This is a genomic window from Streptomyces aurantiacus (genome assembly GCF_001418335.1).
Classification (GTDB): Bacteria; Actinomycetota; Actinomycetes; order Streptomycetales; family Streptomycetaceae; genus Streptomyces; species Streptomyces aurantiacus.
Map to the genome: position 1 here is coordinate 14759 of NZ_LIPP01000162.1, position 13800 is coordinate 28558.

General features: G+C 63.8%; 12 protein-coding genes. 8 read left to right on the top strand and 4 right to left on the bottom strand.

Annotated elements, in window-relative coordinates; all coding sequences use genetic code 11:
- The first annotated feature begins 208 nt into the window (after nucleotides 1-208).
- Complete coding sequence (locus AOK01_RS22115) at nucleotides 209-1477, top strand: TerD family protein (protein WP_055514370.1); 1269 nt, start codon at nucleotides 209-211, stop codon at nucleotides 1475-1477.
- A 230-nt stretch (nucleotides 1478-1707) separates the two neighbouring features.
- On the opposite strand, the gene AOK01_RS22120 is transcribed toward AOK01_RS22115, so the two are convergent.
- The 4 genes from AOK01_RS22120 to AOK01_RS22125 form a co-directional block, all read right to left on the bottom strand.
- The gene (locus AOK01_RS22120) at nucleotides 1708-2196 is read right to left on the bottom strand and encodes a hypothetical protein (protein WP_055514372.1); all 489 of its coding nucleotides are present in this window, start codon (nucleotides 2194-2196) and stop codon (nucleotides 1708-1710) included.
- 424 nt (nucleotides 2197-2620) lie between these two features.
- Complete coding sequence (locus AOK01_RS43670) at nucleotides 2621-6322, bottom strand: P-loop domain-containing protein (protein ID WP_157871435.1); 3702 nt, start codon at nucleotides 6320-6322, stop codon at nucleotides 2621-2623.
- A complete protein-coding gene (locus AOK01_RS41515; RefSeq protein WP_107099882.1) occupies nucleotides 6319-6741 on the bottom strand; it encodes a hypothetical protein in 423 nt (140 codons plus the stop codon). The genes AOK01_RS43670 and AOK01_RS41515 overlap by 4 nt, the downstream gene beginning before the upstream one ends.
- A gap of 351 nt (nucleotides 6742-7092) precedes the next feature.
- A complete protein-coding gene (locus tag AOK01_RS22125; protein WP_055514375.1) occupies nucleotides 7093-7833 on the bottom strand; it encodes a GntR family transcriptional regulator in 741 nt (246 codons plus the stop codon).
- Between the two features lie 200 nt (nucleotides 7834-8033).
- Between AOK01_RS22125 and AOK01_RS22130 the strand changes: the two genes are divergently transcribed.
- The 7 genes from AOK01_RS22130 (at nucleotide 8034) to AOK01_RS22165 (ending at nucleotide 13531) form a co-directional block, all read left to right on the top strand.
- Nucleotides 8034-8381: an SCO3933 family regulatory protein gene (locus tag AOK01_RS22130; protein ID WP_055514377.1), complete on the top strand. Its 348-nt coding sequence runs from the start codon at nucleotides 8034-8036 to the stop codon at nucleotides 8379-8381.
- On the top strand, nucleotides 8381-9700 hold the full coding sequence (locus tag AOK01_RS22135; protein ID WP_055514378.1) for an FtsK/SpoIIIE domain-containing protein: 1320 nt from the start codon (nucleotides 8381-8383) through the stop codon (nucleotides 9698-9700). Before AOK01_RS22130 ends, AOK01_RS22135 begins: the two co-directional genes overlap by 1 nt.
- Nucleotides 9701-9712: 12 nt before the next feature.
- The gene (locus AOK01_RS22140; protein WP_055514380.1) at nucleotides 9713-9907 is read left to right on the top strand and encodes a hypothetical protein; all 195 of its coding nucleotides are present in this window, start codon (nucleotides 9713-9715) and stop codon (nucleotides 9905-9907) included.
- A gap of 41 nt (nucleotides 9908-9948) precedes the next feature.
- Nucleotides 9949-10239 (top strand): hypothetical protein, encoded by a 291-nt coding sequence (locus AOK01_RS22145; RefSeq protein WP_055514382.1) that lies wholly within the window; start codon nucleotides 9949-9951, stop codon nucleotides 10237-10239.
- A gap of 352 nt (nucleotides 10240-10591) precedes the next feature.
- Nucleotides 10592-11953, top strand: coding sequence for a replication initiator (locus tag AOK01_RS22155; RefSeq protein ID WP_055514384.1), 1362 nt, complete (start codon nucleotides 10592-10594; stop codon nucleotides 11951-11953).
- A complete protein-coding gene (locus AOK01_RS22160) occupies nucleotides 11943-12146 on the top strand; it encodes a helix-turn-helix transcriptional regulator (protein ID WP_055514394.1) in 204 nt (67 codons plus the stop codon). Before AOK01_RS22155 ends, AOK01_RS22160 begins: the two co-directional genes overlap by 11 nt.
- Nucleotides 12143-13531, top strand: a complete 1389-nt coding sequence (locus AOK01_RS22165) for a tyrosine-type recombinase/integrase (protein ID WP_055514386.1) — start codon at nucleotides 12143-12145, stop codon at nucleotides 13529-13531. The genes AOK01_RS22160 and AOK01_RS22165 overlap by 4 nt, the downstream gene beginning before the upstream one ends.
- The last annotated feature ends 269 nt before the right edge of the window (nucleotides 13532-13800 follow it).

Sequence of the window (13800 nt, forward strand, 5' to 3'; positions counted from 1 at the left end):
GAGTGGGGACGGCTCCGGGTCTGGCCTGAACGGCCGTGAACGGAGCTGAATGAGACGGAAACTGAGACGGGCGGCCGAACCACCGACGCACCTTGCCCTCTCAGGAACATGATCACCTTGGAGGCGCTTCACTGCAGGAAATCACTGTTTGTCCTACACAGACCGACTCAGGGCACCACGATGTACGCACCATCGTGAGAGGGCACCCATGACTACCACCCTTGCCAAAGGCGGCAACGCTGTCTTGTCCGCAGCGGTCTGCCGCGTCACCCTTACCTCGCTCACTACGGGCATCGACGTCTCTGCTGTTCTGCTCGGACATGACGGCAAGGTGCGGAGTGATGACGATCTGGTCTTCTACAATCACTCCTCGCAGGACGGGATCGTACTGAACGGGCAGACGATCGTCGCGGATCTGGTCGCGGTCCCTGCGACAGTCGACCGTGTTGCCGTCGTCGCAAGCATTGACCCTGAGCTGCCAGCTACTCGCTTCGACGCGAGCAACACCCCTCATGCGGTCATCGAGTGTGGGAGCACACGGATCACGTTTGCGCCGCCGCCGCTCACGCATCGGGAGACGGTGGCCATCCTCGTTGAGCTCTACCGACGGGCAGGCGTTTGGAAGGCAAGGGCAGTAGGCCAGGGGTGGGACACGGGACTGGCGGGTCTGGCCTCGGACTTCGGCATCGTTGTGGATGACCCCGGGCCGTCCACGGCGCAATCTCCGTCTGCGGCGACTGCCACACAGGCCCGGCACGCGACTGCTGCGCCCCCACGACCCGCCTACGCACCGAACGCCTCACCGGGGGGTGCACCAGTCCCGCTGACGACGACACCGACTCGCCCTCTCGTCCCGCTGGGCAAAGTCGCTCTCACCAAGGCCGGCCACGCGACTATTGACATGCGCAAGGACGACCCGAGCCTTGTCGTGACGGCCACACTCGAATGGAACGGCGGAAGCGCAGCCCGAAGACAAGCTGGCGCCGACCTCGACCTGTACGCCCTCTATGTCCCTGGAAGTCTTGTCACTCTGGCTGGCAAGCGCCCAAACAAGTCAGATCAGGTCGTCTACTACCGCCAGCTGGGATCGCCCTTCGCGCCGCCCTACATCGCCCTGGATGGCGACGCTCGGGCGCCGGGCCGCGAGACGGTTACGATCCGTCGCCCCGACCTCCAGGGCTACGTCCTTCTCTGTGCCTATAGCGCGGTGGAAAACGGGGCCGGTTCGTTCAAGTCCTACGGTGCTCGGGCAGTCGTCACCGACGGGCGGGGTTCCACGGTGTCGGTGCCACTGTTCAACAACCGCAACTTGTCCTACTGGGTCGCCATCGCCTTGATCGACTTCACCGTTCCCGGCGGTGCCCAGATCCGGCACGTCGAGAAGTACAGCGGCAACCACGTCGAGGCCCGCCCCACCCTCTACTCGAACGGGAACTTCCGCATGAGCACCGGAAAGGTCGAATTCAAGACGAGATAGTTGGCAGCAAGATCAGGTCCATCGTCAAGTGGCTGGCGTCTGCCGGGTCCCGCATCCCGGAGGCCCTGAGCTTGGGAAGCTCGGGTTCTACGGCGCCGAGAGGCTTGCTGACCTGCTGCTGAGCGGCGTCATGGCCTGAGGGTGTGCTGGGTGGGGTGACTGCTGTTCCCCGTGGTTCCCCCGCAGTATCTGGCACGGGATTGGCACGGGAGTACGTTCAGGCGGGTGAGTCAGTCGCGCCGCGAACTCGGCACGCCAATGTCGGCGCCGAGGTCGGTAGAGGCGGTCAACGAATGGGCCGCGGTTCTCAGATCGTTCTCCCATCCCGGGAGGTCGTCAGGGCCGATCCATTCGCTGTAGTCCGCTGCGACGGAGAGGAACCGTGTTTCCTCTTGGGTGCGGGCCGCGACCGTCATTGACAACCGGTCGGCTACGTCCTTGGGGCTCAGCTCGCCTTTCGCGAGACCGAACGCGAGTCTCGCGAGGAGGCATCGGCCGGCTGCCTCCTCGTCGGGAAGAGGTATGCCGAGTTCGTGCAGGGCTTGGACGTACAGCTCACGGATCTCGGTCTCGTCGCTCCTGCGCGGCAGTCCGGCGAGCTCGCGCAGGGCAGGGGAATCACGCCCGTCGACGAGCGCATGCGCAGCGAGCGTCGGGAGCTCCTCGGGTGGGAGTACCTCCGCTACGTACTGCCAAGCGCTGTGCTGCAACCGATCCATGGGCCAATGGTGGAGGCGATGAGACATCCTGACCAGCCGATTGCCGTTGTGGCCTCGGCTTCTTCTTGCCCTGGGTCTTGTCGGGGATCTTGGTGAGCTGGGTTTTTGCTGGTCGAGGACGGTGGGCTCGTGCGCCTGGTGGTCGTCGTTGGTCGTCATTGGCCACCGTCGAGCAGCCTCGGACGGCCCAGAGACGGCCCAGCTTTGATGCCCTCGGCTGACGTCGACACCTTCGACACGCCCCGTCTGAACCTCAGCCGACGACAGTCAGCCACGACGGCGGGCGCGCCGATCGACTACGCGCGCGTGTGCCTCGCTCCGCCCCCACGGACCTCAGCCATGCTGTCGGTGCCGTCGACCACAGCAAGCCGTGACGGCCGGCCCGTGACGCGAGCACTTGAGCCCGACCACCGTGGACTTTTCGTTACGGGGTTGCCTGATCTCTCGTACGGAGAAATTCCTCCGTCATAACGGAAATTAAATCCGGTTCAACGCGTATTGCCACCGAGAGGCAAATTTGCCAGTGCCCAACCGTTAGGGCTTGCGCTATGAGAGGTCGAGAGTCCGTGGGCGATAGATTGGACGCCAGATTAGAAAGCGCTCGAGCTTGCTCAGGAAGGTAAGAAATGGAATGGGCGACTTGTTCAGCTTTGTCGACCTGACCGCTGACGGCAAGGCCCTGAACAACAACACCCAGAGCCTGCGCTTGTAAGACGGGAAGATTGATTGAACGTGCGATTATTTCAGCTTTTTCTATACAGCCTTGATTAACGCCTGCTTGGGTAATCGAGAGAAGGGTTCTGGCCTTTCTGCGAGATTCGGAGATCGCGCTAGCAATCCGCTGCGCTTGATCAACTTTACGGGATTTGGCGGCAGCCACGGCGACTGCTGCGAGCGCTTTTTGTTGCGCGGTCGATTCGATCATCGAGAGAACCATGGTCTCGGCTCGATCCAGGTTTCCGGCGTGAGCAAGACGCTGCGCGATCTGAGCCGCTAGCTGATCGCGATAGGTTGGGTTAGCGATCTTATTAGAAATTGCGACGGCTTGATCAAACAGTCTCTCTGCTGCTTCTTTATTCCCGAGGTCAATCAGAGTTTCCCCAAGGGAAACGAGCGCTTTTGCGCGAAGCGGATTATTCTGAATAGAGCCCGCACATCGCACGGCTCGCTCAATGTCGCCAGTTTCTGCTATGGCGCGAGAGATGGCGGCGACCGATTTGAATTGACTATACGGGTTATCGATCGTCGTGGAAATCTCTTCCGCTGCCTGAAAATCTTGAGAAACGAGTGCGTCTCTCACCTCCTTTGAGTAATCCGCGTGGGCGTCCATATGGAGTGTCGAACTACTTTCATCGTCCCTTTTGGGTGATGTCGTAAAATCGACTCTAGGTGCCGACAGTTTGGCCAGCGCCTTCTCCTTCATCGTTGGATCGCGGATTAAAGCGGCCATTTTCTTTGCCTGCTCTAATTCTCCAGCGGCAGCGGCCACGGTCGCAATTATCGAAACAGTCTTATCCTGCTGAGATCCATTTTCCATTGAGGCGGCGAGCTTCATTGCCTGCTCAAAATCACCAGATCGGGCTATGGCCTCCGCTACAACGGTCAATGTTCGTTCTCGCTGAGGGAGGTCGGAGATAGACCGGGCGACTTTCTCGGCACGATCAATATCACCCACCGCGGCCGCTGCTTGTGACAGCAGGGCGAGTCCCTTTACCGTTTGAGATGGGCCACTTACCTTCCTAGCCTCCCGTTCGGTCTCGATTGCCACGTCGATAGCTTTGTTCTCGTAGCCGGCTGCAGCGAGACCGGACGCCAAAGCGGCAAGCGCCTTCAGTCTTCTATTCGCCCCCATAATCTGCCGGGCGGTCACTTCTGCTCGGTCTGGGTCCTTCGCCATCGCAGCCGCACGAGCGAGAGCGTTAAGAGTTTCTTCGCGGTCGGAAGATCTGCCAATGAGGCTGACGACTTGCTCGGCATTGTTCAGTATTTCGATAGCCTTACTGAACCGCCCTATGGAACTGGCAGCAAAAGCAACAAATGCAAGGGTCCATGCTTTTCTGCTGGGATTGCGGATTGCGCGAGCCGTTGCTTCAGCCATCGCCATAGTTTTGACGGCTTCGCGGTGTTTTCCACCAAAATCCTCTCCCTTGGCTATGGCAGCAAGGGCTTGCGCGTGCTCAGAGCGACTTTGTATAGAATTGGCAATCCGGCGACTGTATGCTATGTCACCAGCATTGGCTGACTCGATGCTAATGGCCATCAAAGCTAGCGCACGTTCAGACCGAGCAGTAATTTTCTCAGCAATTTCGCTAGCGCGATGCGGATTTCCCGCAGCTGCGGTAGCGCGCACAATGGATACAAGGACTTGACCTTGGCGAGGCGCGTCAGTTAGTGCATTGGTTGCCAGTTCGGCGCGCTCAATCAGAGCGTGGGCGCGACTTGGATCCCCAGCTTCTGCAGCTGCTCGCGCGACTACTGCTAGTCCTTGGGCGTGCTCGTATTCATCGTTGATGTCATCTAGAGATTGCTCAGCCTGGATGCTAATCCTTTTAGCCTGTGTAAGGATTCCAGCGGCTGCCACCTCGCGGGCTACCGCAGCTAGCGCTTGGACCCGGCGAAATGGCACGGTGATTGATCGAGCCAATGCTTCAGCACGGCTAGGGCGTCCAACTTGAGCCCATACTCCTGGCAGATTCACGGGTATGGCGTCGTTGCGCTCTGAAAGTCTGGTTCGATGAATGGAAAGCCTGCTAAGTGCAAGCAAGTCGGGATTAGGCTGAGCGGCAAGGAATTCTTGAGTTGTTGTAATCTCGGCGATTGCGCTGGTGTCTCCGCCAATAATATCAAGCATTCGATCATGACGATCAGGGTCTGTAGCGCATGCGAGCATGCTTTCTTTATCGCCTGCTGCATTCAAGAGCTTGAAGTAACCTTGCAGCAGATAGTCTGGTGTGTCTGGGGGCCAATGCCTCGTACGATATTCATCTGCCCAGGCGTTCAATTTCCGTCGGTAAGCATCCAAACGCTTCACGCCGAGAAATTTAGTTGCTTGTTGCTGGAGTTCCTCGTGACCGAGCATATAGACAGTGCCAGCCTGCCAGCGGCCGGATCGTGACATGAAGGTGCGGCCAGAAACTGCGCTCAAGTGACCCTCGATTTCCCAAACCGAAAGGTCGGTGAGCTCCGCAAGATCTTCTTCAGTTAGGCCACCCCCTGCGGCTGCCAGAAAGCCAAGCAAATCCAACTCGGTTGTGCTTCCGTGGAGAAGCCGCTTGAGTTCACGCTCTGCGTCTTGACGAACCACTTCAGCATGCGGAGAAGTCTGCAGTGGGCATACCATCACTCGATGGCGCAAAGGGTGATCGTCAGGAACATCTGAGGGAAGGGGCGGATTAGGTCGACTGGCCACGATAACCCGCATGTCGGCCGGCAAAGAAGAGGGGAGAAGCGCAGCGATGCTGTGAGCATCGGGGCCAACTGTTACTCCTTGATCTTCGTCAAGTCCATCCACGATCAAAATTAGGCGCTCGCCTGCCTCCTGGCAGGTCTTGGCTGCGCGGTCGAGCGTGCCAAGGAGGTGGGCTTCTCTGGTGGCATCAGTGAGTAACGGCGGCATCGACTCGCCAGTTATTTCTAGGAGTTGTTCAAGCACAACGTCGGAAAACGCCCGCCGATCCGCCTGCCCTGCCAGGCGGGCGGTAATAAAGAACGATACTGTCCGTACTCCGGCTGGCGGCTTCATTACAAATGATGACAGCAGTGCTGACTTACCGGCCCATGCCCTTGCACTCCACCACAAATAAGGCTCGGATTGAGGGGATGTGCAGTAGTCGGCAAGATATCTCAACTCGTATTCACGGCCTACCAGCTCATCGGGAGCAATCCGCCGAACTTGTGAAGCATAATTCGAGCGTACTGGAGGGTCGAAGAGTTCAGAAACTGCACTCGACAGGTTCCCCAAGCCCGTCGGCGTAATCCCCCCGTCTGCCTGTTGGACTGGCTGGGTTGACACCATGATTAGACGGGCGTTGTCCCCGGTTATGGCCATGCCGATGTTGCCAGCCGCTACCGATCGTTTGCCTGTAGCTTGCGGGCTGCCGCGCCTGGCTGTGGGTTGCTCACTCATGGCCGCAGGGTGACGTTGTCCCCAGTCGCGGCCGTACCGATGGTTTGCGCCGCGATGGCACGCTCGCCGGACGCTGTTACGTTCACGGATCTCGCGCTAGCGGCTGGCAGGATCCGTGCCAGTTCATCTCGCAACGCCGTGTCTTCCCGCAGGGCACGCTTGATCTGCTGTCGCAGCGCCGCTGCCGCATCCCCGTCTTCTGGGTCTTCAGCCGCATCTTGTACCGCGGCTGCGAGATCCGTGCGCCCCTGCTCGCCGCGGCGGTGCCACACTGCTTGCAGGATTCGCCGGCCTAGATTCGCTGTCGCATCCACCGCCGCGTCCTCAGCACGGGTCAGCACACCTACTCCGTACGCGCTCACCGCCGTGGACAGGTACGGTCCGACTTGGTCCACCAACTGCACGATCTCATCACCCACGTGATCCCCTCCGGACGGCTTCCTTGGCTACGACTGGCCTAGCCTAGGAAGGCATCGGCCACCGTGTAAGGAAAAGCGTCGAAATCGTTCCTTCTGGTTCCGTGAAACGTGCAGTTGCGTACCGGTGTCTGTGGGGAGAAAGCAAGCTGACATGGTGAGCTGACCCCTCAGCCACGACCGACTCCTTGCCTGTCGTCCGGCGACTGAATGGTGTGCGCGCGGTACGGGCGCCGGCCGGGTTGGAGCGGGGCGGAGACAGGAGCGCAGGCCCGGCCGGGGGCCGGGCCGCGCGCGGGGAGCGGAGCGAGCCGCCTTGATGACGTAGAGAAAGTCTGAGCCAACCGCGGTTCGCTACAGCCTGAACGAGAGCTCCAACTCGTCGCCCGGCAAGTGGAACTCCTCCAGTGCCAAGGGCTTGTCTGTCTCTGCGAGCGTCACGCGGAGCACGTGCAGGAGTGGGACCCCGTCCGAGAGTCGGAGAGCCTGGGCCTGGTCCGGTAGGGGCATGCGGGTGCGGATGTACTCCGTGAAGTGGAGTTCGTGGCCCAGTTCGGTGAGTGCGGTGTAGAGACCCGGCGCCGGCGGTGGGGCCTCCTCCTCGTACTTGGTGTCGAGGAGTACCGAGAACGGGATGTACGTCCGGTGCAACTGGCGCAAGTGGCCCTGGTCCGCGGTCTGTAGGGCGTCGTACGTGAACATCGGCTCGCCCGGCGGGATGCGGAGCAGGTCCGCCAAGGCCAACGGGGCGTCGGTACGGGTGGCTACGGGTGGCTCGGCGTCCGTCCAGCGGAGGCCGTCGGCTTCGATGTAGCGCCCGTCCGCAGCTCGGCGTACGCCGCGCGGGCGCGTGTGACTGGGGCGACCGTGGGGTGAGCGGGCGAAGGTTCCGCGGCCCATGATCGCCTCGACGAGCCCTGACGCCCGGAGTTCCGTGAGTCCTTGCCGCACCGTTGGGCGCGTCACCCCGAACTGCTTCGCCAACGACTCCTCGGACGGGAGCGGTTGGCCGGCCGGGTAGGTGCCGTTCAGGATGCCTTCGCGCAGGTAGTCGGCGATTTGCCGGTACTTCGGCTGCGTGTTCTTCGGCGGCATGTGGGGCCCTCCGTGGCCGTGACCTTTGCGGTTGTGCGCTCCCGTAGACAACTGCCCACGTTCGTGGACAGCTTCGCTCATCACTAGACGGTTGACAACCCGTACTACGGGTGGTCACTCTTGTTCGTAACCCGTAGTACGGGTGGTAAAGCAACCCGAAGGGTTGGCCTTCGGGTGCCAGAGATGAGGAGATCCGAACAGTGGCAAGCCTTCCGATCGACACCGCGAAGTTCACGGGGATTATCTGCGCCGTTCCCCCTGCTCCGCGGGTTGCCAACCGTGAGACCGGTCAACTTCGTGTTGACCGAGAGACCGGAAAGACCGTGTACCAAGTCGGCCTCTGCCTGATGGCCGGAGGCTCGGCGGACGTCGTGAACGTGAGCGTCGCTGGGGAGCCGGTCGGCATCCAGCTCGGCATGCCGGTGGCCGTGCGAGACCTGGTCGCTACCCCGTGGGAGAACGACGGGCGGCACGGCGTTGCTTTCCGTGCCGCGGAGATCCGGCCCCTGAGCGCCCCGACTTCGGCGGGGAAGGGGGCCGCGCAGTGATGATCCTGGCCTCCGATTCTTCGGGCCGGGAGACCTGGCCGAGTTGGGTTCTGCTGGTGGCCACAGTGCTGGTGTCGGGCCTGTTCATCACAGGCCCGGTCCTGCGCCGCCGCTACCCGTTGGCCTGGTGGCTGATACTCGGCTTCCCGGCTACGGCCCTCCGGGTGACGTACACCTGGCGAGCCCTGATGGCCGGGTGCGGGCTGGCTGTCAGCCGTCGGCCAGCCCTGACCGTGGTCTCCGGGCTCATCGGCAACGGGGCACCTCCGCCTCAGCCGCGCGTGCCCCGGCGCGGCCTCGTACGACCGACCGCCGGTGGTTTCTGGCTGCTGGTGCGGCTGTTACCGGGGCAGGTGCCCGAAGACTTCGTGAAGGCTGCTCCCGCGATGGCCGAGGACTGGCAAGTCCACGCGGTGCGTGTGACCTCCTGGAAGCCGGGGATCGTGCGTGTCGCTGCCTCGGTGTCCGATCCGCTGGCGGCTCCTCGGGTGCCGAAGCAGCGCGGGCCTGGTCGTCTGCTCTGCGTAGCGGTAGGTGCGTTGGAGACCGGGGCCGCGTGGGTGGTCGACCTACGGCGGGTGCCGCACTGGCTGATCGTGGGGGCCACCCGCTCCGGTAAGTCGACGCTCATCAACGCACTCGTGGCGGGCCTCGCGCCGCAGCCCGTCGCGTTGGTCGGCATCGATTGCAAGGGCGGCATGGAACTGTCCCTCTACGAACCGCGGCTGTCCGCCCTCGCGACCAACCGGGGGCAGGCGGTCCGGCTGCTGACCGCGCTCGTAGACCTCACCCTCGACCGCATGACCGTCTGCCGGGCGGCTCGCGTCCGCAACATCTGGGGCCTGCCCGACAAGCAACGACCGGTCCCCGTTGTCGTGATCGTCGACGAGCTCGCGGAACTCTTCCTCGTCGCGAGCCGGAACGAGAAGGACGAAGCACAGGCGGCAGGTACGGCGCTGATCCGGCTGGCCCAACTCGGTGCGGCTCTTGGAGTGTTCCTCGTCGTCGCCGGCCAACGCGTCGGCTCCGACCTGGGACCCGGCGTCACCGCCCTGCGGGCACAACTCGGCGGCCGTGTGTGTCACCGCGTGGCCGACCCCGGTACGGCTGAGATGGCGCTCGGAGACCTCAACCCCGACGCGCTCAAGGCGGCGCAGGCCATCACCCCCGAACAGTCGGGCACGGCCGTCCTCGCCTCCGGCGATGGCTGGGAACGCGCCCGGTCGCACCTGATCACGGAGGTGGAGGCGGAAGCCGTGGCCGCCGAGTACGCGCACCTGACCCCTGTCCTCTCCGAGCTTCACGTCGAAGCGCGATGAAAGGGGCCTGCCGTGCTGGTGTCCATGTCTGCGGTGCTGCTGCTCGGCCTGCTGATCTGGTTCCTCCTGCGCATCCGCTACCTGCGATGGGCCGATGCGCTGATCTGCGGAACGTTCGGCTTCCTGCTCTCCCGGACCGTGGCCGCGCCGTTCGTCCAGACGCTCCTGGACGGCGTGAACGGCTTCCTCGGCCAACTCCGTTTCTGAACGCGCCCAACGCGCCCACTGACCCGAGAAAGGGACTTTCCGTGTCCGACTACGTCATCCGCTCCGGTGACCGTGCAGCCTTCCTGGCCGGTCTGCGGGAGCTGGTCGACTTCCTGACCGCCAATCCGGCAGTCGTCGTACCGCGTCACGCGTCGGTCGTCGTCCTGGTCGATGCCGTCGACTCAGTCGCTCGTCGAGCCGGGGTGGAGCACGTCGCCGCTCCGCTCGGCGTGCCGGCGGAAGACGTCGGCCTGGGCTACTTCGACGCACGCCGCGACTTCGGACCGATCTCGTACGGCGCCGCCGAAGTACCGCCCGAGGAGCGGCAGTGATCGCCCGTACGACGGGCTCCCGACGGGGCGCGAAGTCGCCAAACCCGACCCCGTCAGGAACCCACTCCATCCGCCACATGAGCAGTGAAAGGAGCACTCACACTTTGTCCACCGCGCATCGTTCGCGCAAATCTACGCAACCCGACTGCGAGTTGAGGGAGAAGGAACGGCCGACCTGCGTCGGACGGGAACAGATCGTCCTCGTTGGGCTCGACGGTTTCGAGCAACACCTGTGCCCGGCGCATGCCGCCGCACTGTGGCTCACCGATCCGACGCTCCGGTTCAGCGCCAAGACCCGACCGCAGGGGATCACTGCCGTGATGTGGCAGGCGTTCGGGGGCGGTGATCGGCGATGACCGCGCCGCTTCCGAAGAACGTTGCCGCTCTGGTCGCGAGGGCATCGGAGCCCGAGTTCGCGGCCTGGCGACGGAACATCGTCCGCCTGGGCGGCTGTACCAACCCGATTCACCTGGTCGGCGGGGCAACCGTCTTCGACACGACTACGGGCGAGGCACTGTTCTCGTACGAGTCGGACGTCTACGGCGGTCGGCTGCTGACCGCGTGCGGCAACCGTCGGGCGACTGTCTGCCCGACTTGTTCCCGGCTCTACCGGGCAGACACGTATCAGCTGATCCGGGCCGGTCTCGTCGGCGGCAAGAACGTCACGGAGGAGGTGAGCGGGCACCCTCGAGTGTTCGCCACCCTGACCGCTCCCGGCTTCGGCCCGGTCCACACTCGCCGTGAACGAGACGGACGGGTACGTGCCTGCCGTCCTCGGAGGTCGGGGGAGTGCTGCCGACACGGATCGGCTACCGGCTGCCATGAGCGGCACACTGCGGACGATCCCCGCCTTGGTGAACCGCTCTGCCCGCGCTGCTACGACTACGCCGGGGCTGTGCTCTGGCAGGCGCACGCCGGGCAACTCTGGCACCGCTTCGGGCTGGAACTGCGGCGCGAGATCGCCCGGAGGGTCGGGCTGTCCCGTACAGAGATCAGTGAGTCTGTACGGCTGTCGTACGCGAAGGTTGCCGAGTATCAGCGGCGCGGCCTGGTCCACTTCCATGCCGTGATTCGCCTCGACGGGCCGGACGGACCGGCCTCGGTTCCACCTGGCTGGGCGACAACGGCTCTCCTGGCGGAGGCGGTGCGGGCGGTCGTCGTGCGGGTGCGACTCGTCGCTCCGGGCGCGGAGGTCGTCGGTCCTCGCATGCTGCGTTTTGGCGAACAGGTCGACGTGCGCCCCATCGCGGCGTTCGGTGCGGGAGAGCCGCTGACCTCGGCTGCCGTCGCGGGCTACATCGCCAAGTACGCCGCCAAGGGAGCGGAGTCCGCCGGCGCGGTGGACGGCCGGGTCCACCACGCACGGGACCTGGTCATGCTGCCGGTACGGGCTCACGTGCTCCGCCTGATCAGCACCTGCTGGTGGCTCGGAGGGCTGTCTCCGTTCGAACCTCTCGGCCTGCGGCGCTGGGCGCACATGCTCGGTTACGGCGGCCACTTCTCCACCAAGTCACGCCGCTATTCGACGACGCTGACCGCGCTCCGTGAAGCTCGTGCCGAACACCGTGCGCAAGAGCAGCACACGGCTCTCGGTATCGGCGCCCGCTCGACGATCACGGTTGGCCAGTGGCGCTATGCCGGGCGCGGTTACTCGCCGGAGGCGGCGCTCCTGGCTGCCTCCGTGCGGGAGGGCGGTGGTCGTCATGGCACGTGAGGAAGCGGCCGAACTGCTCACCGTGCGGCAGGTGCTCGAAGAACTGGGCGGGATCTCCCGGCGCACCTTCTATCGCTGGCGGGAACTGCGCATAGCCCCTCGCTGCATCCGGTTACCGAACGGTGAGTTACGGGTCCGGCGAGACGTGCTCAACGACTGGTTGGAGAAACGTGCGGAGGGGGCCACCTCGTGAAGTCGTACAAGGTCGTCATCTGGAAGCTGAGTATCAACCGGTCGGCGAAGAAACCGACGTACCTCGTGCGCTGGTCCGTGGGCGGTGAGCCGTTCCACGAGTCGCACAAGACAAAGGCGCTCGCGGACCGCTTCCGGGCCAAGCTCCTCCGCGCAGCCGACAAGGGCGAACCGTTCGACACTGTCACCGGTCTGCCCGACTCGCTCCGCGGAGGGAAAGCGGCCTTGTCGTTCCTCGACCTGTCGCGGACGTACGTGGAAGCACGCTGGTCGGAGGCCTCAGCGAAGCAACGGGACAGCATTACTGACGCGCTGGCTACGGTCGTCCCCCTCCTCATTAAGCCGGGGAGGGGGCGGCCCGCTCCCGAGACGTTGCGGCGGGCGCTGCGCTCGTACGTCCTGCCGGTTCCCCGCAGGGAACGGGAGCGACCGGAGGAGATCGCCGCGGCCGTGCGGTGGATCCAAAAGGCCTCGCTGCCCGTGGGGGAGTTACAGGAGATCACCCGAGTGCATGAGCTGATCGACGGGTTGGGCCGGAGGTTGGACGGCAAGCCTGCGGCGACCCAGACCTATCGTCGGCGCAGGGCAGTTGTCTTCAACGCACTGGAATACGCGGTGGAGTTGGAACACCTTCCGTCCAACCCGCTGAGTCGGGTGAGGCGCAAGCGGGGCAAGCGTGCGGTGCAGGAAGTTGACCGTCGGGTGGTGGTCAATCCTCGGCAGGCTCGGGAACTGATGACCGCCCTCACCTATGTAGGTGGCTACGATCGTGCGAGCGGCCGACGGCTGAAGGCGTTCTTCGGGTGCCTGTACTACGCGGCCATGCGGCCGGGCGAGGCGCTGGGTCTCCGCCGTTCCGACTGCACGCTTCCGGCGTCCGGCTGGGGCCGCATCGAACTTGCGGAGACCCGTCCCACGGCGGGGAAGGCGTGGACGGACTCCGGGGAAGCACATGATCGGCGTGGCCTGAAGCAACGGGCCCAAGGTGAGGTGCGCATCGTGCCGATTCCGCCTCCGTTGGTGAAACTGCTCCGTGAGCACCTGAAGGAGTTCGGTACGTCCACGGACGGCCGGCTGTTCTCCAGTGAGCGGGGCAACATGATCGCGGCCTCGTCGTACTCGCGAGCGTGGAAGCAAGCGCGGGAACTGGCGCTCGTACCGCACCAGGTGTCGTCAGTCCTGGCCTTCCGTCCGTACGACCTCCGTCACGCGGGCGTCTCCCAGTGGCTCAACTCCGGAGTGCCCGCGCCGGAGGTGGCAGCCCGTGCCGGGCACTCGGTCGACGTGCTGCTGAAGATCTACGCCAAGTGCATCGACGGCCAGGAGCAGGAGATGAACGACCGGATCCTGAAGGGTCTGGGGGAGGGGGTCGACACCGAACACTGACCGACACGCCCTTCACGCGAGCCCCGGAGTGATCCGGGGCTTTCGTCGTGTCGGAGGTGTGTCGGAAAGCTACGTTCAAGGCGAGGACAAACGACCGTTGACCTGCCAGAAGAGCCGCCAAGATCATTACGTCGTCATTACGTGATCACTGGCAAACAGCTGCTTTCGGCGGCATCCGCCCGCACACACGCCAAGACCCCGTCCTCAGCGAACGTGCTGATGGCGGGGCCTTTAGGCACCTAATACAAGGTGCCCCCGGCAGGATTCGA